Source organism: Luteimonas sp. WGS1318 (genome assembly GCF_043187535.1).
Taxonomy (GTDB): Bacteria; Pseudomonadota; Gammaproteobacteria; order Xanthomonadales; family Xanthomonadaceae; genus Luteimonas.
This window is the reverse complement of the sequence record NZ_CP171131.1, coordinates 2,958,387-2,979,427: the sequence shown is the minus strand read 5'-3', so window position 1 is coordinate 2,979,427 and position 21,041 is coordinate 2,958,387. Positions and strand designations below refer to the sequence as shown.

At 70.0% G+C, this 21,041-nt stretch carries 14 protein-coding genes; 7 read left to right on the top strand and 7 right to left on the bottom strand.

Going from position 1 to position 21,041, the window contains the following annotated elements:
* Positions 1 to 61 precede the first annotated feature (61 nt).
* The 3 genes from ACF3M1_RS13535 (at position 62) to gloA (ending at position 2,919) form a co-directional block, all read left to right on the top strand.
* A complete protein-coding gene (locus ACF3M1_RS13535; RefSeq protein ID WP_394001478.1) occupies positions 62 to 1,678 on the top strand; it encodes a hypothetical protein in 1,617 nt (538 codons plus the stop codon).
* 41 nt (positions 1,679 to 1,719) lie between these two features.
* Complete coding sequence (locus ACF3M1_RS13530; protein ID WP_394001476.1) at positions 1,720 to 2,319, top strand: DUF4166 domain-containing protein; 600 nt, start codon at positions 1,720 to 1,722, stop codon at positions 2,317 to 2,319.
* Between the two features lie 66 nt (positions 2,320 to 2,385).
* Positions 2,386 to 2,919, top strand: a complete 534-nt coding sequence (gene gloA / locus ACF3M1_RS13525; RefSeq protein WP_394001474.1) for a lactoylglutathione lyase — start codon at positions 2,386 to 2,388, stop codon at positions 2,917 to 2,919.
* 119 nt (positions 2,920 to 3,038) lie between these two features.
* Here gloA and otsA read toward each other — a convergent pair whose 3' ends face one another.
* From otsA to otsB, 3 genes are read right to left on the bottom strand one after another with little or no spacing between them, the layout of a single operon-like run.
* Entirely contained in the window at positions 3,039 to 4,412 is a 1,374-nt protein-coding gene (gene otsA / locus ACF3M1_RS13520) for an alpha,alpha-trehalose-phosphate synthase (UDP-forming) (protein ID WP_394001472.1), read from the bottom strand.
* Positions 4,409 to 6,199 (bottom strand): glycoside hydrolase family 15 protein, encoded by a 1,791-nt coding sequence (locus ACF3M1_RS13515; protein ID WP_394001470.1) that lies wholly within the window; start codon positions 6,197 to 6,199, stop codon positions 4,409 to 4,411. Before ACF3M1_RS13515 ends, otsA begins: the two co-directional genes overlap by 4 nt.
* Positions 6,196 to 7,014: a trehalose-phosphatase gene (gene otsB / locus ACF3M1_RS13510; RefSeq protein ID WP_394001468.1), complete on the bottom strand. Its 819-nt coding sequence runs from the start codon at positions 7,012 to 7,014 to the stop codon at positions 6,196 to 6,198. Before otsB ends, ACF3M1_RS13515 begins: the two co-directional genes overlap by 4 nt.
* A 34-nt stretch (positions 7,015 to 7,048) precedes the next feature.
* Here otsB and ACF3M1_RS13505 point away from each other — a divergent pair, with 34 nt between their 5' ends.
* Together ACF3M1_RS13505 and ACF3M1_RS13500 are read left to right on the top strand one after the other, a co-directional pair.
* The gene (locus ACF3M1_RS13505; RefSeq protein WP_394001466.1) at positions 7,049 to 7,480 is read left to right on the top strand and encodes a thiol-disulfide oxidoreductase DCC family protein; all 432 of its coding nucleotides are present in this window, start codon (positions 7,049 to 7,051) and stop codon (positions 7,478 to 7,480) included.
* 76 nt (positions 7,481 to 7,556) lie between these two features.
* Positions 7,557 to 10,343, top strand: coding sequence for a PAS domain-containing protein (locus ACF3M1_RS13500; protein ID WP_394001464.1), 2,787 nt, complete (start codon positions 7,557 to 7,559; stop codon positions 10,341 to 10,343).
* Positions 10,344 to 10,487: 144 nt separating this feature from the next.
* Here ACF3M1_RS13500 and ACF3M1_RS13495 read toward each other — a convergent pair whose 3' ends face one another.
* Positions 10,488 to 11,201, bottom strand: coding sequence for a glutathione S-transferase (locus ACF3M1_RS13495; protein ID WP_394001462.1), 714 nt, complete (start codon positions 11,199 to 11,201; stop codon positions 10,488 to 10,490).
* Positions 11,202 to 11,376: 175 nt separating this feature from the next.
* On the opposite strand from ACF3M1_RS13495, the gene clpB reads away from it, so the two are divergent.
* A complete protein-coding gene (clpB, locus tag ACF3M1_RS13490; protein WP_394001460.1) occupies positions 11,377 to 13,962 on the top strand; it encodes an ATP-dependent chaperone ClpB in 2,586 nt (861 codons plus the stop codon).
* A gap of 314 nt (positions 13,963 to 14,276) precedes the next feature.
* A complete protein-coding gene (locus ACF3M1_RS13485) occupies positions 14,277 to 15,176 on the top strand; it encodes a TIGR01777 family oxidoreductase (protein ID WP_394001458.1) in 900 nt (299 codons plus the stop codon).
* Positions 15,177 to 15,621: 445 nt separating this feature from the next.
* Here ACF3M1_RS13485 and ACF3M1_RS13480 read toward each other — a convergent pair whose 3' ends face one another.
* The 3 genes from ACF3M1_RS13480 to ACF3M1_RS13470 form a co-directional block, all read right to left on the bottom strand.
* Positions 15,622 to 16,380: an NAD-dependent deacetylase gene (locus ACF3M1_RS13480; RefSeq protein ID WP_394001456.1), complete on the bottom strand. Its 759-nt coding sequence runs from the start codon at positions 16,378 to 16,380 to the stop codon at positions 15,622 to 15,624.
* Positions 16,381 to 16,382: 2 nt separating this feature from the next.
* Positions 16,383 to 18,113, bottom strand: coding sequence for a YbaL family putative K(+) efflux transporter (gene ybaL / locus ACF3M1_RS13475; RefSeq protein ID WP_394005278.1), 1,731 nt, complete (start codon positions 18,111 to 18,113; stop codon positions 16,383 to 16,385).
* A 494-nt stretch (positions 18,114 to 18,607) separates the two neighbouring features.
* On the bottom strand, positions 18,608 to 21,007 hold the full coding sequence (locus tag ACF3M1_RS13470) for a TonB-dependent receptor plug domain-containing protein (protein WP_394001454.1): 2,400 nt from the start codon (positions 21,005 to 21,007) through the stop codon (positions 18,608 to 18,610).
* Positions 21,008 to 21,041: the final 34 nt, after the last annotated feature.

Here is a 21,041-nt window from a genome sequence, read left to right as displayed (position 1 = left end):
GTTAAAGGCCCGGCCTTCGCCGGAATGACGGGCCGGTGTTCAATACGATCCAAGGATTCCGATGGCTTCGTCCTCCCCGCAGCACACCGTCGACGCATCGCGCCGCTGGTTCGTCCCCGGCGACATGAACGGCTTCTTCGGCCTCGTCGTCGACAACCTGTCCATCCTCGGCTTCATCGCCGCGGCGCTGATCGGGATTTTCGGCGTGCCGGCCGACATCGTGTTCGGGCGCATGTTCCCGGGCACGGCCTTCGGCGTGCTGGTCGGCAACCTGATGTACACGTGGATGGCGCGGCGCCTCGCGCAGCGCACCGGGCGCGACGACGTCACCGCGATGCCGCTGGGTCTCGATGCGCCGACCAGCATCGGCATGGCACTGCTGGTGCTGGGCCCGGCGTTCGTCGCCTTCCGCCAGCAGGGCATGGAGGCGGACGCCGCCGGCATCGCGACCTGGCAGCTCGGCATGGCCTCGCTGGTCGTGATGGGCGCGCTGAAACTCGTGCTGTCGTTCGCCGGCGACTGGATCACCCGCGTCGTGCCGCGTGCGGCGCTGCTGGGTTCGATCGGCGGCGCGGCGCTGATGCTGCTCGGTTTCCTGCCGCTGATCGAGACGCTGCGCTCGCCGGTCGCCGGCTTCGCGACGCTCGGCCTGCTGCTGTACGTGCTGGTCGCGCGTGGCCCGGTGCCGCTGCGCCTGCCCGGCGTGCCGTTCGCGCTGCTCGTCGGTCTGGCGCTTTACTACGGCCTCGGGCTCGCCGGTCTGTCGCCGGGCTTCGCGTTGCCTGATGCCAGCTGGCCGGCGCCCGCGCTGCCGTGGCCGAATCTCGGGTTCGTCGATGGCCTGCCGGCGACGCTGCCGTATCTGTCGCTGCTGCTGCCGTTCGGCCTGCTGATGGTCGTCGGCGGCATCAACGTCAGCGAGAGCGCGCGCGCCGCCGGTGACGACTACCGCACGCGCGACGTGCTGCTGGTCGAAGCGGTGTCGACGCTGGTCGCCGGCGTCTGCGGCGGTGTCGCGCAGACCACGCCCTACATCGGCCAGCCGGCCTACAAGCACATGGGCGCGCGCACCGGCTACACGCTGCTGACGGGCCTGTTCATCGGCATCGGCGGCATGCTCGGTCTCGTGTCGGGGCTCGTGCAGTGGCTGCCGGTCGCGGTGCTCGCGCCGATCATCGTCTTCGTCGGTATCGACATCACCGTGCAGGCCTTCCACAGCACGAAACGCGAGCATGCGATCGCGGTGTCGCTGGCATTCCTGCCGGCGATCGCCTACCTGCTCAACATCAAGTTCGGCAATCCGGCGTGGATCGATCCCGCGCGCATGGCCGCGCTGTACGCGCAGGTCGATGCCGGGCACGGCCTGCCGGAGATGGCGACGATCGTCGTGCTCGGCAACGGCTTCATCATCACCGCGATGCTGTGGGCGACCGCGCTGGTCGCGCTGGTCGACCGGCGCACCGGCATCGCGGTGGCGACCCTGCTGGCCGCGGCCGTCGCCACCTTGTTCGGCGTGATCCACTCGGTGCATCCGACCGGCGCGCTGGTGCTGCCATGGCAGCTCGAGGGCCTGCGCCAGGCGATCGCGTTCAACTTCGCGGCCGCATACGCGGTCCTGGCGGCGCTGGTCGGCCTGCTGGCCCTGCAGGGACGCACGGACCCATCCCCGCCAGCGTGATCCGGCGCTATCCTGCGCGGCCCGATGTCGATCTCCCCCGCATGACGCCCACCCTGTACCAGACGCTGCTCGGCGCCGCGTTCTTCCGCCTGCCGGAAACGCTGCGGACGCTGCACGGCGCCCACGGCAGCACGCGCTACGCGGGCCGGGTGACGGTCACGCGCGGGCGCGGCCTGTTGTCGCGGCTGTGCGGCCGCCTGGCGGGTCTGCCGGCAGCGATGACCGACGCGCCGCTGACGGTCGAATTCGCCACCGGGCCCAAGGGAGAGATCTGGAACCGTCAGTTCGGCGTGCCGCCGCGGGCCTCGCGCATGCGCTCGCGGCTGTGGCATCGCGACGGGCAGCTGCGCGAGCGTCTCGGCGCGATCCAGCTGCGTTTCGTGCTGCACACGCACGACGGCACGATCTACTGGAACGTCGTCGGTGCGCGCGTCCTGGGCGCGCTGCCGCTGCCGGCCGCGCTGTTTCGCGACGTGCGTTGTAACGAGCGCGAACTCGACGGCTACTACGCGTTCGAAGTCGAGGCCACGCTGCCGCTGGCCGGGCCGCTGATCCGCTACGGCGGCTGGCTGGCGCCCGAATCCGATGGTTTGCCGATGCACGCGGACGCGCCCGCCGTCGAGGCCGACGCCGCGGTGTGATCCGCACGCGGTCGCCACGCGGCGATCGCCGATAATGGCCGGCCATCCTTTCCCCGGAGCCGTGCCATGACCGCACAGACCCGCGCCGACCTCGCTCGCGTCCCCGGCGTGACCGCCGACCGCGACGCCGCCACCCACGGCTTCGTCTTCAACCACACGATGCTGCGGATCAAGGATCCGGTCGCGTCGCTGGATTTCTACACCCGCGTGCTCGGCTTCACCCTGGTACGCAAGATCGATTTCGAACAGGCGAAGTTCTCGCTGCTGTTCCTGGTGCTGGTCGACGACGCCGGCGACATCCCGGACGGCGACGACGCGCGCCGCGAATGGCTGGCGCGCCAGCGCGGCGTGCTCGAACTCACTCACAACCACGGCACCGAGTCCGAAGCCGGGCCGGTGTACCACGACGGCAATTCCGACCCGCGCGGCTTCGGCCACATCTGCGTCAGCGTGCCGGACGTGCACGCGGCCTGCGCGCGCTTCGAATCGCTGGGCGTCACGTTCCAGAAGCGGCTCAGCGACGGCAGCATGAAGTCGCTCGCCTTCATCAAGGACCCGGACGGCTACTGGGTGGAGATCATCCAGCCGACGGCGCTCTGAGGGCCTGCGCGGCCGGCGCCGGACGGCGCCCGGCGGCGCGCCGCGCCGCCAGCGTTCCACGGTCCGGTGGCAACGGACGCGGGCGCGTTCGCGACCCGCGACCCACGAAGATCGGGCGATTACGCCCGCGTCGCCTCGAGCGACTGCAGGAAATCCCGGCGCCAGGCGTGGATGTCGTAGTCGCAGATGCGCGCCATCATCGAATGCCAGCGCTCGCGACGTTCCTCGACCGGCATCTTGACTGCGGCGGCAATCGCGTCGGCGACGCCGTCGCTGTCGAAGGGGTTGATCAGCAGCGCGCCGTCGAGCTCGCGCGCGGCGCCCGCGAAGATCGACAGGACCAGCGCGCCGGGCTGCTCGGGATCCTGGGCGGCGACGAATTCCTTGGCCACCAGGTTCATGCCGTCACGCAGCGGCGTGACCAGGCCGATGCGCGACATCCGGTAGAAGCCGGTCAGCGTGGCGTGCGGGTAGGTTCGGTTGACGTAGCGCACCGGGGTCCACTCCGGGTCTGCATGGCCGCCGTTGATGTGGCCGGCGTATTGCTCGAGCTCGCGCCGCAGGGCGCGGTAGCTGGCGACACCGCCGCGTGAGACCGGCGCGATCTGCAGATAGGTCACGCGGCCATGCTGGTCGTCGTGCCGTTCGAGAAACCGCTCGAACGCGCGGAAGCGCTCGGGCAGGCCCTTGGAATAGTCGAGCCGGTCGACGCCGATCGCCAGCGCACGGCCGTTGAGGCTGGCCTGCAGCCGCTTGACCGCGGGAATGCGCACGGCGTTCTGCGCGAGCGAGGCCAGGCCGCTGGCGTCGATGCCGATCGGGAACGCGCCGGCGCGGAACAGGCGGCCGTCCTGCTCGCGCAGTTCACCGCGTCCGGCGACCTGGCCGCCGCGGAACAGGCGGATGTAATCCTGGAAGCGCTCGAGGTCGCGCTCGGTCTGGAAGCCGACCAGATCGTAGGACGACAGCGCGCCGAAGGTTTTCTCGTGATGCGGCAGGCCCGCGATGATGTCGGCCGAGGGAAATGGCACATGCAGGAAGAAGCCCAGCCGCGCGCGCACGCCGCGGCGGCGCAGTTCCTGGGCCAGTGGCAGCAGGTGGTAGTCGTGGATCCAGACGATGTCCTCGTCGCGGACTTCCTTGGCCAGCTTCTCGGCGAACAGCGCATTGACCCCGCGGTAGGCGGCCTGGGTCATCGCGTTGTAGTCGACGAGGTCGAGCCGGAAATGCAGCAGCGGCCACAGCGTGCGGTTGGAGAACCCGTTGTAGTAGCCCTCGTAGTCTTCGCGCGACAGATCGACGGTGAGGTAGTCGATGCCGTCAGACGTGGTGCGGTGAAGTTCGCCCGAATGCGCGCGCGCGACCTTGCCGCTCCAGCCGAACCACAGACCGCCCGATTCCTTCAGCGCCGCGTCGAGCGCCGTCGCCAGGCCGCCGTTCTGGCTCGAGTCGGGCAGCGCGACGCGATTGGAAACGACGATCAGGCGGCTCATGCGGCTTCCTTCCAGGAGCGCGACAGCCGCATCGCGGCCATGATCAGGCCGACGTGCGAATACGTCTGCGGGAAGTTGCCCCAGGCCTCGCCGGTCTCGAATTCCAGGTCTTCCGACAACAGGCCGAGATGGTTGCGACGCGACAGCAGGGTCTCGAACAGGGTGCGCGCCTCGTGCTCGCGGCCGATCGAGGCCAGCGCGTCGATGTACCAGAACGTGCAGATCGTGAAGCTGGTCTCCGGCGCACCGAAGTCGTCCGGCGTGACGTAGCGGAACAGGCCGTCGCCGTGACGCAGCGTGCGGCCGATCGCCTCGACGGTGCCGACGAAGCGCGGATCGTCGGGCGTGACGAAGCCGAGGTCGGCGAGCAGCAGCAGCGAGGCATCGAGCCGGTCGCCGCCGAAGGCATCGGCGAACGTGCCGAGTTCGGCGTTCCACGCCTCTTCCATGATCCGTGCGCGCATCGTGTCGGCCCGCTCGCGCCAGGACGTCGCCGGCGCGTCGAGGCCGAGCTGCGCGGCGATCTTGCCGAGCCGGTCACACGCGGCCCAGCACATCACCGCCGAATACGTGTGCACGTGCGCCTTGCCGCGGAATTCCCACAGGCCGGCGTCGGGCTGGTCGTAGAGCTTCCACGCGAGTTCGCCCAACGGCTCGAGCTTGCGGAAGGTCGCCTCGTCACCGCGATGCTCGAGACGCCGGTCGAAGAACAGCTGGGTCGAGGCCAGCACTACGCTGCCGTAGGTGTCGTGCTGGCGCTGCACGTAGGCCAGATTGCCGCGACGCACCGGGCCCATGCCGCGGTAACCGGCCAGCGCCGGCATCGTTTCCTCGGTCAGCTCGTGCTCGAAGGCGATGCCGTACAGCGGCTGCATGTCGCCGTCGTCGCCGACCGTGAGGTTGAAGATGTAGCGGATGTATTCCTCCATCGTGCGCGTCGCGCCGAGGCGGTTGAGCGCACGCACGACGAAGGCCGAATCGCGGACCCAGCAGTAGCGGTAGTCCCAGTTGCGCTCGGTGTCGGCGGCTTCCGGGATCGAGGTCGTCATCGCCGCGATGATGCCGCCGCTCTCCTCGTACTGGCACAGCTTCAACGTGATCGCGCTGCGGATCACCGCCTCCTGGAAATCCAGCGGAATCGACAGGTAGCGCACCCACTCGCGCCAGTAGGCAGTGGTGCGGTGCAGGCCGTCGCGGACGAACTCGGGCAACGGCTGGGTCAGAGTCTCGTCGGGGCCGAGGATGAAATGCAGGTCGCGGTCGACGACGAACGGCAGGCCCTCGCGCAGCAGGCGGATCGGCATGTCGGTGGTCGCGCGCAGGGTGAAGTCCGGCAGCACGAAGCGGATGTGGTTGCTGCCCCAGGTGCTGTCGGGCGCGCGTGCGCCCCAGTCGGCCAGCGGGCGCAGCAGCACGCGGATGCGCGGGCTGCCCGACAGCAGTCGGATGCGGCGCATCAGCATCACCGGCCGGTAGAAGCGGTCGTGCTGGCGCCAGCGCGGGGCGAAGTCGGTGATCTCGATCGAGGCGCCGTGGCGATCGAAGAGCACGGTGCGCAGGATCGCGGTGTTCTCGACGTAGCTCTGTTCGCTGCGTTCGAAATCGTCGAGTTCGATCGACCAGTCGCCGTGGCCTTCGTGCGGCGACAGGAGCGCACAGAAGGCCGGATCGCCGTCGAAGGCCGGCAGGCACGACCAGACCAGCCGGGCGCGCGCATCGAACAGTGCCCCGAAGGTGCCGTTGCCGACGAGGCCGAGATCGAGGCTGGGGGCGAGCGGTGGAGTCATCGGGGGGTCTCCGGAGCAGGTGGGGTGGCCGGCACACCGAGCCAGCGGTGCACGGCGGCCGGCGAGGCCAGCCGGAAGCGCGCGGCGCTGCCCGGACGATCGCCGACGAGGATGCTGAGGCCGCCGTGGGCCTCGACGGCCGCGAAGCCCGGCTCGTCGGTGAGATCGTCGCCGGCGAACACCGGCACCCGGCCGGCGAACGGCGCTTCGTCGAGAAACGCGAGGATCGCGCTGCCCTTGTCGGCATGACGCGGACGCAGTTCGATGACGTGGTCGCCGGGCTGCAGCTGGTAGTCCGGCAGGCCGGTCAGCGCGCCAGCGGCGAAGGCGCGCAGCGCGGCCCCCGTCGCGGTCTTCGTCGCCTCCGGCGCCATGCGCCAGTGCAGGCCGATCGCAAGCCCTTTGTCCTCGACCAGGGCCCCGGGGTGGTCGTGCGCCAGCTGCATCGCGGCGTCGCGGACGCGCGCCAGTTCCGGCGGGACCTCGCGTGCGCCCAACGCCTGGCCGGCGCGCCGGCGCTCGACGCCGTGCAGGCCGGCCGCGGTGAACACTGCCGGAGCGAACAGCTGGTCGAGGGTCGCGATGCTGCGGCCGCTGACCAGGGCCAGCGCGCCCTGCAGATGCGTCTGCAGCGCGACCAGGCGGGCGACCAGTGCAGGCGGCACCTCGACCGCATCGGGACGCGGTGCGAACGGCAGCAGGCAGCCGTCGACATCGAGGAAGAGGGCGGCGTCGTCCGGCAGTGCCGGGGGCGGCGGGAGCGCGGCGACAGCCGCGGCGAGATCGGGGCGGGCGGGTTCCGGTGTTTGGCGCATTGCAGCATGATGGTCGCGTGCCGGGAAAACCCATGTGAATCCGACTGCCCCCTCGCCAAGCATCGTGACCGCCGGCGGCCCGATCGTCGTCTTCGACGGCGTCTGCGCGCTATGCAACGGCTGGGTGCGGTTTCTGCTGCGCCACGACCGGCGCACCGGCTTCCGGTTCGCGGCGATGCAGGACGCCGTCGGCCGCGACCTGCTGCACGCGCACGGCATCGATCCCGCCGATCCGGTGTCGTTCCTGCTGGTCGACGGCGAGGCGGCCTGGCACGACAGCGCGGCGGTCATCGAAGTGCTGCGCCGGCTCGGCGGCGGGTGGCGGCTCGCCGTGCTGCTGCGCATCGTGCCGCGCCGGCTGCGCGACGCCGGCTATCGCCTGCTCGCGCGCCAGCGCTACCGGCTGTTCGGCCGCCACGAGGCCTGCATGGTGCCGCCACCGGGCACGGCCGACCGCTTCCTCTGAGCGCTCGGCTCGCGAAGGCCTCCGGCAATTTGTGAGAATGGCCGCATCCGGCCCCGGCGCCCCCGCGAGACTCCTCTTGAATCCTTCGGACACGACAGACGGCGCCGCCGAGCGCGACACCGCGCGCGTGCAACTGGCGCGCGCCGCCGGCGCGATCGTCGGCACCTGGTTCTGGGACGTCACGCGTGACCGGGTGACGGTCGACGAGGCGCTGGCCGACGCCTTCGGCCTGGACCCGGCCGCGGCGCGCGACGCGCTGCCGCTCGGCCAGATCGTGGCCGCCGTACACCCCGACGACGCACCCGGCCTGGAGGCCGCGATTGCCGACGCGATGCGACGCGGCGGCCGGTACGCGCACGAGTACCGCGCCCGTGGCTCCGACGGCCGGTATCGCTGGCTCGAGGCGATCGGTCGGGTCGACCTCGATGCCGACGGACGGGCGGTCGAGTTCTCCGGCGTGCTGGTCGACGTCGACGAGCGCCGCCGGCTCGAATCCGAGCGCGACCAGGCGCAGACGCTGCTGCGCTCGTTCGTCGATGCCGCGCCCGGCGTGGTGTATGCCAAGGACCGGCAGGGACGCCTGCTGATCGGCAACCGCGCCACGACCGAACTGATCGGCCGCCCGCCGGAGGCCTACATCGGCCGCACCGATGCCGAACTGCTCGGCGATGCCGCCCAGGCGGCCGCGGTGATGGCGACCGACGCACGCATCATGGCCAGCGGCCAAGGTGAGCAGATCGAGGAAGCGATCAGCCTGGCGGACGGACGGCAGTCGTGGTGGCTGTCGACCAAGGCCCCGCTGCGCGATGCCGACGGCCAGGTGGTCGGCCTGGTCGGCACCTCGCTCGACATCACCGACCGCAAGGCGGCCGAGGCCCGCCACCTCGAGTTCGAGGAACGCTACCGGCTCGCTGCCCGCGCCACCAACGACGCGATCTGGGACTGGCGCATCGTCGACGGCCAGGTGGTCTGGAACGCGGCGCTGACCACGCTGTTCGGCCATGCCGTGACCGAGACGGACGCGCAGTGGTGGCTCGACCACATCCACCCCGACGACCGTGCACGCATCGATGCCGGCATCCATGCCGTCATCGAAGGCGCCGGGTCGGTGTGGACGGCCGAATACCGGTTCCGCCGTGCCGACGGCAGCCATGCCGCCGTCCTGGATCGCGGCACCGTGCTCCGCGACGAGGCCGGCACGCCCGTGCGCATGATCGGCGCGATGCTCGACCTCTCGGCCAGCAAGGCGGCCGAGGCGGCACTGGCGGAGAGCGAAGAGCGCCTGCGTCTGGCCACCGAGGCCGGCGACATGGGCTTCTGGGACGTCGACCTGGTGCATGACGTGTTGATCTGGTCGACCCGCACCCGGGCGATGTTCGGCATTTCCAGCGACACCGAGGTCTCGCTGCGCGATTTCTACGACGGCCTGCACCCGGAGGATCGCGACGCCACCACCGCGGCGTTCGAAGCGGCGGCGGATCCGGCCCGGCGTGCGCTCTACGACGTGGAATACCGGACCATCGGCAAGGCGGACGGCGTGGTGCGCTGGGTGGCCGCCAAGGGCCGCGGCCTCTTCGACGGCGGGCGGTGTCTGCGCGTCGTGGGCGTGGTGATCGATGTGACCGCGCGCAAGCATGCCGATGCGCGCCTGCAGGAATTGAACGAGCAGCTGGAAAGTCGCGTGCTCGCCGAGGTGGCGGAGCGTGCGCGGGTGGAGGACGCGCTGCGGCAGAGCCAGAAGATGGAGGCCGTCGGCCAGCTGACCGGCGGCATCGCCCACGATTTCAACAACATGCTCGCGACGGTGATCGGCCCGCTGGATCTTCTGGTCTCGCGCCTCGGTGACCAGGTGGATCCCCGGGCGAAGCGCTACATCGACATGGCGATCGACGGCGCGAGCCGGGCCGCGCAGCTCACCCAGCGGTTGCTCGCGTTCGCACGCCAGCAGCCGCTGCAGCCGGTGGCGGTGGACGCGAACCGGCTGGTGGCGGGCATGTCGGAACTGCTGGGGCATTCGCTGGGGGCCAGCGTGCGCCTGGAGACCGTGCTGGCCGACGACGTGTGGTGGGTCCACGTCGACGCCAACCAGCTGGAGAACGTGATCCTCAACCTGGCGGTCAACGCGCGAGACGCGATGCCGGGAGGCGGCCGGTTGACGATCGCCACGGGCAACGCGCGCGTCGACGCCGGCGGCCGGGCGGATGTGCCGCCGGGCGACTACGTCGTGATCACGGTGTCGGATTCCGGCAGCGGCATGCCGCCCGAGGTGATGGCCCGGGCGTTCGATCCGTTCTACACGACCAAGGGGGTCGGCAAGGGCACCGGCCTCGGGCTGTCGCAGGTGTACGGCTTCGTACGCCAGTCCGCGGGCCACGTGACGATGCGCTCCGATGTCGGCCAGGGCACGGTGGTGACGCTTTATCTGCCGCGCCACGCCACCGACGTCGAGGCGGCCACCGCCGCCGTGGCTGCGGCCGCGCCGAGGCGGGGCCGCGGGGAGCTGGTCCTCGTCGTCGACGACGAGCCGACGGTGCGGCAATTCTGCGCCGAGGCCCTGACCGAGCTGGGCTATCGGGTGCTCGCCACCGATGGCGCCGTCGGCGCACTGGCGCTCCTCGAGGCGCATCCCGCGATCGCCCTGCTGTTCACCGACGTCGTGATGCCGGAGGTCAATGGCCGACAGCTCGCGGACGCGGCACTGGCCCGCCGCCCGGACCTGAAAGTGCTGTTCGCGACCGGCAACAGCCGCAACACGCTGGTGCACGACGGTGTGCTCGAACCGGGCGTCCAGCTGATCGGGAAGCCCTTCACACTCGAGGCGCTGGCGACGCGGGTCAGTGCCGTTCTCGCCGAGGCCGGATGACCGGGCTGTCCGACGGCCCAGGGGGCGATCGGTCAAAAAAGGTCTTTGCAGGCCACGTCACGAGGAATCGGATGCCGCCGCGCGTGTCGCCGGGCGCGGGCCGCGGCTGCGCACCATCCACGCGCCGGCTGCAGCCCGCACCGGTCAGCCGCCCGTGTCGCCGTCGAGCTCAGGGTAATGGCGGAAGATGCCCTGGGCATTGAACGCAAGCCGACGCGTCGAGCCCAGATAGGCCGCGATGTTGGGCCGCCCGGCCACCCGGGCGTCCAGCGCACGGAGCGCAGGCAGCCGCGGTGACAGCGTCGCCATCGCCTTCGGATACGCGTAGTCGAGGCCGCGCAGTATCTGGAACAGCGACAGGTCGACATACGAATGCACGCCCAGTGCATGGCCGTCGCCGCGCGCGACGATCTGCTCGAAGTACCCCAGGAACTTCGGCAGCCGGTGCGCGCGCAGGTCGGCGGCGCGGCGCTTGGCCGCGTCCTGCTGGTCCTCGTAGTACGCCGCGCTGGCGATCGGATGGTGGCTGTCGTGGATCTCGGTGACGAGGTCGGCGATCGTGAGCTGCAACTGCAGCGCCTGCAGCCGTGCCGCCTCGCCTTCGGGCACCAGATCGAGCCTCGGGCCGAGGAAATGCAGGATGTTGGCGACCTGGGCGACGACGCGGTCGCCGGCGACCAGGAACGGCGGCGCGAACGGGCGCGGGCCGTCGCGGTCGCCATCGAGGAAGGGCTGGATCGCGTCGTCGCCGTCCTCGCGGGCCACGTCGACGTAGTCCGCGTCGGCGTCCTCGAGCGCCAGGCGCACGAACTCGCCGCGGCCCTGGATGCCGGTCCAGTAGTAGAGCCGGTAGGTCATGTGCCGCTCCGGGCTGGGAAAACGCCACCCTAGGACCGCGCCCGCAAGGCTCGGGTGAGGGCGGCGGCAGGTCGGCGCCGACCCGGTCGCGTGCGGCGCTTGCAACACGCCGCTTCGGCCGCATGTTCGGGACATTGCCGGCGTCGCCGGCCCCGATCTTTCGAGGATTCCCACCATGCGGATGGACAAGCTCACCTCGCGGTTCCAGCAGGCGCTGAGCGACGCGCAGTCGCTGGCCGTGGGCCGCGACCACAATTTCATCGAACCGGTGCATCTGCTGCTGGCGCTGCTCGACCAGCAGGGCGGCGGCACGCGGCCGCTGCTCGGCCAGGCCGGCGTCAACGTGCCGGTGCTGCGCGAACGCCTCACCGAGGCGATGGAGCGGCTGCCCAAGGTCACCGGCCAGGCCGGCCAGTTGTCGGTCGGCAACGATCTGTCGCGCCTGCTCAACGTCACCGACAAGCTGGCCCAGCAGCGCGGTGATGCGTTCATCGCGTCCGAGCTGTTCGTGCTCGCCGCCCTCGACGATGGCGGCGATGCCGGCAAGGCGCTCAAGGCCGCCGGCGCCGACAAGGCGCGGCTCGAGGAGGCGATCACCAAGGTGCGCGGCGGCGAGAGCGTCAAGGACGAGAACGCCGAGGAGGCGCGCCAGGCGCTGGAGAAATACACGATCGACCTGACCGCGCGCGCCGAGAGCGGCAAGCTCGATCCGGTGGTTGGCCGCGACGAGGAGATCCGCCGCACGATCCAGGTGCTGCAGCGCAGGACCAAGAACAACCCGGTGCTGATCGGCGAACCCGGCGTGGGCAAGACCGCGATCGTCGAGGGCCTGGCCCAGCGCATCATCAACAACGAAGTGCCCGAAGGCCTGCGCGGCAAGCGCGTGCTGTCGCTCGACATGGGCGCGCTGATCGCCGGCGCGAAGTACCGCGGCGAGTTCGAGGAACGCCTGAAGGGCGTGCTCAACGACCTGGCCAAGAACGAAGGCCAGATCATTCTCTTCATCGACGAACTGCACACGATGGTCGGCGCCGGCAAGGCCGATGGCGCGATGGACGCGGGCAACATGCTCAAGCCTGCGCTCGCGCGCGGCGAGCTGCACTGCATCGGCGCGACCACGCTCGACGAGTACCGCAAGTACGTCGAGAAGGACGCCGCGCTGGAGCGTCGTTTCCAGAAGGTGTTCGTCGGCGAGCCGTCGGTGGAGGACACGATCGCGATCCTGCGTGGACTGAAAGAGCGTTATGCCGTGCACCACGGCGTCGAGATCACCGATCCGGCGATCGTCGCCGCGGCCACGCTGTCGCACCGCTACATCGCCGACCGCCAGCTGCCGGACAAGGCCATCGATCTGATGGACGAGGCGGCGTCGCGCATCCGCATGGAGATCGACTCCAAGCCCGAGGAGCTCGACCGCAAGGAACGCCGGCTGATCCAGCTCAAGATCCAGCGCGAGGCGCTGAAGAAGGAAAAGGACGCCGAGTCGAAGCAGCGCCTGGCGGATCTCGAAAGCGAGATCGCCACGCTGGAGCGCGCCTACAACGACATGGAGGAAGTCTGGAAGGCCGAGAAGGCCAGCGTGCAGGGCGCGACGAAGATCAAGGAGCAGATCGAGGCGGCCAAGCACGATCTCGAATCCGCGCAGCGCACCCAGGATTACGCGCGCATGAGCGAGATCCAGTACGGCCGCATCCCGGAACTGGAAAAGCAGCTGCAGGCCGCGCAGGAGGCCGAAACCCAGGGCTTCACGCTGCTGCAGGACAAGGTGACGGCGGAGGAAATCGCCCAGGTCGTCGCGCGCTGGACCGGCATTCCGGTCAGCAAGATGCTCGAGGGCGAGCGCGAGAAGCTGCTGGCGATGGAGTCGCAGCTGCACACGCGCGTGGTCGGCCAGGAGGAAGCGATCAAGGTCGTCTCGGATTCGGTGCGGCGTTCGCGCGCGGGCCTCAGCGATCCCGATCGCCCGACCGGCTCGTTCCTGTTCCTGGGCCCCACCGGCGTCGGCAAGACCGAGCTGTGCAAGGCGCTGGCCGAGTTCCTGTTCGATTCCAGCGACGCGATGGTGCGCATCGACATGAGCGAGTTCATGGAGAAGCACTCGGTCGCGCGCCTGATCGGAGCGCCCCCGGGTTATGTGGGCTACGAGGAAGGCGGCTACCTCACCGAGGCCGTGCGGCGTCGGCCCTACAGCGTGATCCTGCTCGACGAGGTCGAGAAGGCCCATCCGGACGTCTTCAACATCCTGCTGCAGGTGCTCGACGACGGCCGCCTGACCGACGGCCAGGGCCGCACGGTCGATTTCCGCAATGCGGTGATCGTGATGACGTCGAACCTCGGTTCGCACCAGATCCAGGCGATGGACGGCGACGGCTCGCCCGAGGCCTACACGCAGATGAAGGCGGCGGTGATGGGCGTGGTGCAGGCGCATTTCCGGCCGGAGTTCATCAACCGGCTCGACGACATCGTCGTGTTCCATCCGCTGGACAAGGCGCAGATCCGCGAGATCGCGCGCATCCAGATGCGCGGGCTCGAGAAGCGCCTGGCCGAGCGCGGGCTGCGCATCGAGGTTTCGGATGCGGCGTTCGAACTGCTCGGCAACATCGGCTTCGACCCGGTCTACGGCGCACGGCCGCTCAAGCGCGCGATCCAGCAGCAGCTGGAGAACCCGCTGGCCAACCGCATCCTGTCGGGCGACTTCGCCAGCGGGGATACGATCGTCGTCGACGCCGCGGGCGGCGAGCTGGGGTTCGCCAAGCGTTGATCCCTGGCGGGGCGGCGACTGCCGGTCGTCATCTGCCCCGCGCATGGGCGATCGTCGATGCGCGGATGCCGTGGCTCGCAGCCCGCGTCTCGGCGATCCGCACACCTGCTCGCCCGATGGCCGTCGACGCCTCGGTGCGTGCGGCGGCGTCCCTCGTCGTACGGCGCCTGGCACTCGTCGGGGGAGGGTGGCCCGGTCGAGGACGGCAATCGTGCGCAGCCCGGAGGATGCCGCTTCCGTCCCGCGCGCCGTAACACCGTCGTGCGCGCCGGTCTGAGAGCATGCCCGCCTCGAGTGCAGTCACGGGAACCGCAATGCATATCCTGATCACCGGCGGCAGCGGATTCCTCGGCAGCGCGCTGACCGAGCGCCTGCGCCGCGAGGGCGCGGACGTCACCTGGTTGTCCCGCCGCGCATCGACACCGGCACCCGACGGGGTCGAGGTCCGCACCTACAGCCAGCTGTGGGCCGACGACCGTTTCGACGCCGTAGTCAATCTCGCCGGCGCCGGCATCGCCGACCGTCGGTGGAGCGACGCGCGCAAGCAGCAATTGCTGGACAGTCGGCTGATTCCCACGCGCGTGGTGACCGACTGGATCCGCTCGGCCCAGGCACCGCCGAAGGTGCTGCTCAGCGGATCGGCGATCGGCTGGTACGGCGCGCAGGGCGATGCGCCGCTGGACGAGACCAGCGCGCCGCACGACGAGTTCCAGCATCGGCTGTGCGCGGACTGGGAGCAGGCGGCCTGCGCGGTCGAGGACCGCCTGCCGGTCGTGCGCCTGCGCACCGGGGTGGTGTTGCATCCCGCGGGCGGCATGCTGCAGCGCCTGCGGTGGCCGTTCGGCCTCGGCCTTGGGGCCCGGCTGGGCGATGGCCGGCAGGTCCTGAGCTGGATCGCGCGCGAGGACTGGGTTGATGCCGCGGTGTCGCTGCTGCGCGCGCATCTCGACGGCCACGCGGACGCACCGACCGGCGCCTTCAACCTCACCGCGCCCGAGCCCGTGGACAACGCACGATTCACACGTGCGCTGGCCGACGCCCTGCGCCGCCCTGCGCTACTGGCCGCACCGGCGCGCGTGCTGGAACTGGGCCTGGGCGACATGGCGACGTTGCTCGTCGACGGCCAGCGCGTGCTGCCAGCGCGGCTGCAGGCACGCGGGTTCACCTTCGCCTGGCCGCAGCTGGAGCCCTATCTGGAGTCCGTGCTGCGCTGACGCCCGTGTCAGAGCGGGCGCCCGTTTCCGACAGCCCAGGACGATCCCTGTAGGAGCGCTCGCGCGCGCGAGAGGCATTCCCGGAGACGCCCCATCGCGCGCGAGCGCGCGCCTACAAAAGCATTTGGACAGACAGCGAAGCGCCCGCCTCGCACCAAGCCGAGCGCTTCAGACCGCCTCACGAAAGCGGTCCTGAGTGTAGGAGCGCGCTTGCGCGCGAAGAGGCTTTACCGATGACGCCCCATCGCGCGCGAGCGCGCTCCTACAGAAGTATTTGGTCCGGCAGCGAAACGCTCGCCTCGCACCAGGCCGTGTGCTCCAGACCGCCTCACGAAGGCGCTCCTGCACGTGGGCTGGGGGCGCGTTGAACGTGATGGGAGGTGCCTGGTGGTCCAGCACGTATGAGGACTCCCCGCAGGCAGTCAACGAGACGCGACGACAGCGTTCAGCCTGCCCAGGGGCGCAGCACATCGCCAGCCCCCTCGCGAACATGCGCGCGCAAGCGCGCCAGGCCAGCAGTGGCGGTCATCGGCCAGTGCGCGGTGGCACGCGCCGACAGCGGCGTCGGCTGCGGATTGATCTCCAGCACCGGGGTGCCGGCGTGCAACGCGCGGTCGGGCAGGCCCGCGGCTGGCCAGACCAGCGACGAAGTGCCGACGACCACCAGCAGATCACATGCGTTGACCGCGGCTTCGGCCGCGCGCCACGCATCGGTCGGCAGGGATTCGCCGAACCACACGACGTCGGGCCGGAACGCGGCACCGCAGGCCGCGCACGCAGGTGGTGATTCGCGTGTGCCGCCCGCCGGAGGCAAGGGCGGCGCGAGGATCGGGTCCGGTGTTACGCGCGCGCTGCAGCCGATGCAGCGCGAGGCCAGCAGGCGTCCATGCAGATGCAGCACGTCGCGTGCGCCGCCACGTTCGTGCAGGTCGTCGACGTTCTGGGTGACCACCGTCAGCGCATGCCCGTCTTCATCGGCAAGCGCGGCGACGTCGCGGTGCGCGGCGTTCGGCATTGCCGCGGCGACCATCGCCGCACGCCAGCGGTACCAGCCCCAGACGAGCGCGGGGTCGGCGCGGAACGCGGCTTCGGTCGCCAGGTGCTCGGCATCGAACCGGGCCCACAGGCCGGTCTGCGCATCGCGGAACGTGGGGATGCCGCTTTCGGCGGAAATGCCCGCACCGCTGAGCACGACCAGGCGCATCGTCAGCCGGGCGCGGGCGCGTCCAGCGGCGCCGCGGCCGGACGTGCCGGACGGAACGGCGGCGTCGACATCACCATTTCGGCCAGCGAATACGCCAGCTCGCGCTCGGCCAGCACTGCGCCGTCGGCGCCGTGTTCGAGCAGATGGCGGACCTCGCCGTCGCTGTGCGCGCGCGCCAGCACGGTGATCGCGGGATTGACCGCCTTCATGCGCTCGATCGCCTCGCCGGCCTCCAGCGCCTGCGGGATCGCGAAGATCGCCAGCGCCGCGCGATCGGGCGCGGCGTCGAGCATCACCGGCTCGGACGCGATGTTGCCGCGCACGACGATGAAGCCGCGCTCGCGGCCCCGGCGCACCAGCTCGTTGTCGTCCTCGACGACCACCAGCGGCACGCCACGCTGCTGCAGCAGATCGGCGAGCTGGCGGCCGACCCGGCCGTAGCCGACCAGGATCGCGTGGCCGTGCAGGTCGTCGGGCACCACGTGCTCGGGCGGCAGCGGCGCGGCATGTTCGGCCGAGGCGGCGCGCGCGGCGAGTTCCTGGCGCGCCTGCCAGCGGTCGAGCCAGGCGAACAGCAAGGGATTGACGATCATCGACAGCAGCGCACCGGCCAGCACGAGGTCACGCCCGGTTTCGGGCAGCAGCTGCAGGGCGACGCCGAGGCCGACGAGGATGAAGGAGAACTCGCCGATCTGCGCGAGGCTGGTCGAGATCGTCAGCGCGGTCGAGCGTGGATGCTTGAACAGCCGCACGATCCAGTACGCGGCGATCGACTTGCCGACCACGATGATCAGGAACGTCGCCAGCACCTGCCACGGATGCTCGACGAGGATCATCGGATTGAACAGCATGCCCACCGAGACGAAGAACAGCACCGCGAATGCATCGCGCAGGGGGAGCGAATCGTTCGCGGCCTCGTGGCTGAACTCCGATTCGTTGAGCACCATGCCGGCGAAGAACGCGCCGAGCGCGAAGGACACGCCGAACAGCGTCGATGCGCCGAACGCCACGCCGAGCGCGATCGCGAGCACCGACAGCGTGAACAGCTCGCGCTGTCCGGTGCCGGCGATGCGCTCGAGCACCCATGGAATCACCCGGCGGCCGACCAGCAGCATCACCGCGACGAAGGCGCTGACCTTGACCAGCGTCCACACGATCATCAGCACGATCGCGCCGACCCCGGGTGCGGCGTCGGCGCCGCGGCTGTCCTGGATCGCCGCCAGCACCGGCAGCATCACCAGCGCCAGCACCATCACCAGGTCCTCGACGATCAGCCAGCCGACGGCGATCTTGCCCCGTCGGGTGTCCAGCAGCCGCCGCTCCTCCATCGCACGCAGCAACACCACGGTACTGGCGACCGACAACGCGAGGCCGAACACGAAACCGCTGACCATCGGCCAGCCCATCGCCCAGGCCAGTCCCCAGCCGAGCACGGTCGCCACGGTGATCTGCGCGATCGCGCCCGGAATCGCGATGGACTTCACGTCCATCAGGTCCTTCAGCGAGAAGTGCAGGCCGACGCCGAACATCAGCAGCATCACGCCGATTTCGGCGAGCTGGTTGGCGAGATCCTGATCGGCGACGAAGCCGGGCGTGAAGGGGCCGACGATGATGCCGGCGACGAGATAACCGACCAGCGGCGAGAGCCGCATCTTGTTGGCGAGCGCACCGAACACGAACGCCGTCACCAGGCCGACGGCGACGATGTTGATCAGGTCGGTGTTGTGCGGCATCGGGGGCATGGCGCCGGAACTGGTCTTGCAGTGTCGCCGACGCATCGCGACAGGGGCAAGCAGCAATTGAGCGCGTTCTTCGGCGAATTCTCGCAATGGCGACGGGAAAGGCCTGGAACGGGCGGGGATGTGCCGGTCGAACGGGACGGTATCGACGTTGCATCGAACCCATGTGTCCGGCGTGCGACAGGCGCGCGTGCTGCCAGACGCACTCCGCGCGCGCTGTTCCGGACGGCGCATCGAAACGTCACCCCGATGACCGCACAGCGGCCGCGCGGGCGAGGCAGGCGTCGGGACCGACAACGACGGCCCGCGCTCCCGAGTCAGGCCACGACGCCTTGGCCACGCAAGGCCCACCTGGCGTGGCGGGCCGCTGTCCCACCGGATTCGACGCCTTTCGATTCGATCCCGCGCAGTGCTTCGAAAGAACCAGCGCCCTGGAACGACGATGCCCCGGCGAGCCGGGGCATCGAAGCGCACGTAGCAGACGCCGCTTACCAGGTGTAGGCGACCTTCGCGTAGGCGAACGCGCCGCCGAACCCGAACGGCGAGAGGTTGCTGTAGGGGAACTGCCCGTTCGTCGAGTTGCCGAAGATGTTCTCGTCCGGGTACTCGTTGAGCACGTTGTCGGCGCCCAGCGTGAGTGCCCAGTGGTCGCCCGGCTTGAACGTCGCCGACAGGTCGAGCAGCCACTTGGCACCATATTTCTGGTCGAGCGCGGCGTTGTTCGGCGTCGTGCGCACGCTGCCGTAGCGCGTGGTCGCGAGCGCGAATGCCCAGTCGTCGACGTTCCAGGTGCCCGAGAGCAGCAGCTTGTTGCGCGGGAAGCCGTCCTCGATGCGGCCGATCTCGACGCGATCGATGCGTTCGAGGTTGAGGCCGTTCTGGGTCAGTGCGTCCGGGTTCGCGGCGATCCGGGTGATCTCGGTCTTGGTGTGGTTGTAGCCGGCGGTCAGGTCCACGCTGCTCGCGGCGAGATCCCAGCGGTAACTGCCGACGACATCGATGCCGCGGGTGCGGGTGTCGATGGCGTTGGTGAAGTAGCGGCCGCCGGTGATGCCGAAGATGCCCTGCGATTCGAGCAGACGGCGCACCGCGTCGCCGGTGAGGTTGGACGACAGTGCGATCCGGTCGTCGACGTCGATCTGGTACGCATCGACGGTGACGTAGAGGTTGTCAACCGGCTGCAGCACCAGGCCCAGGCTGTAGGACAGCGACTCCTCGGGCGTCAGCGCCTCGGCGCCGAAGGCCTGCGCGACCGGGCTGCTGGCCGGGAACGTGCGGATCTCGAACGGCGTGGTGATGCCGGCCAGGAACGTGGTGCTGACCGTCTGGAAATACTGCTGCGCAAGCGACGGTGCGCGGAAGCCGCTCGCCACCGTGCCGCGCAGCGCGACCGCATCGTTGAACGCATAACGCGCCGAGAGCTTGCCCGAGAGCTGGCTGCCGAAGTCGTCGTAGTCCTCGTAGCGCGCCGCGGCGCCGGCCGAGAACGTCTCGGTGAGGTCTGCTTCCAGGCTGGCGTAGACCGCATGGCTGTCGCGGTCGTATGCACCAGCGACATCCGGCGCGAAGCCGCCGAAGCCCTGCGCGCCTGCCGCCGCACCGGCCACGCCCAGACCGGCATTGGCGTAGGAGCCGAATTCACCCGGCGACTGGTTCCACTTCTCGTTGCGCGCTTCCACGCCGAACGACAGCGTCGCCGGGTAGGCCAGGCCGAGTTCCAGCGGACGGCTGATGTCGAGGTTGACGATGTTCTGCGTGGTTTCGAGCGCGCCGTCGTAGAACGACGTCGGCGAGGTGGCGCCCAGGCTCGCGTTGAGCGTGTTGCGCGTATAGAACTCGAGGTGGTTGTAGCCGTAGTTGTAGCTCAGGTCCCAGTTCCACTCGCCGGCGAAGCCCTTGACGCCGGCGACCAGCGACCGGTCCTTGGAAATGTTGTTGATCTCCGGCAGGAAACCGTCCGGGTAAATACTGCGGATGTTCTGCGTGGTGTTGTTCGGGGCGCGGAAGAATGCGAACGAGGTGACATCGCGATTGCTCGCGGTACCGAAGCCGTAGACGCGGATGGTGTCGGTCAGTGCGAAATCGGTATTGAAGCCGACTGCGCCGAAATCGACTTCCGGCTCGCCGATCACGAAGGCCTTCTGGCCGAGGGCGGGCTGGGTGACGCCCGGCGTGCCGGCGAACGGCCGCGCGCGGTTGGTCTCTTCCTGCTGGCCCACCTGCGCCGACAGGTGCAGGAAGCCGCGGTCACCGAGCGCGAGGCCCGTGTCGCCGGCGATCTGGGTCTGCGTGCCGTCGCCGGCCGAGTACTGGCCGGCGCTCAGCGACAGGCTGCCGCCTTCGGACGATCCTTTGAGCACCACGTTGACGACGCCGGCGATCGCATCGGAGCCGTACTGCGCCGATGCGCCATCGCGCAGCACTTCGACCCGCTCGATCGCCGAAACCGGGATCGTATTGAGGTCGACCGGCGCGGAGCCGCGGCCGATCGTGCCGTTGAGGTTGAGCAGCGACGAGGTGTGGCGGCGCTTGCCGTTGACCAGCACCAGCACCTGGTCGGGCGCGAGACCGCGCAGCTGCGCCGGGCGGATCGCCGAGGTGCCGTCGGTCAGCGCCGGGCGCGGAAAGTTGAGCGAGGGCAGGGCGCGGGCGAGCGCCGTGGCGAGCTCGGTGGTGCCGGTGGCGGTCAGTGCCTCGGACGTGATGATGTCGATCGGAGACTGCGACTCGGCGACGGTGCGGTCGGCGACGCGGGTGCCGGTGACGATCAGCGTGTCGAGCGTGGACGTCCTGGCCGGGGCGTCGGTCGTGGCCTGCTGGGCAAACGCGGCGGTGGGGATCACGAGCGCCGCGGCGACGGCGAGGGTCAAGCGGTGGGGACGAAGCATCGGGGGGAGGCCTGTTGTGGGGAACGTACCGCCG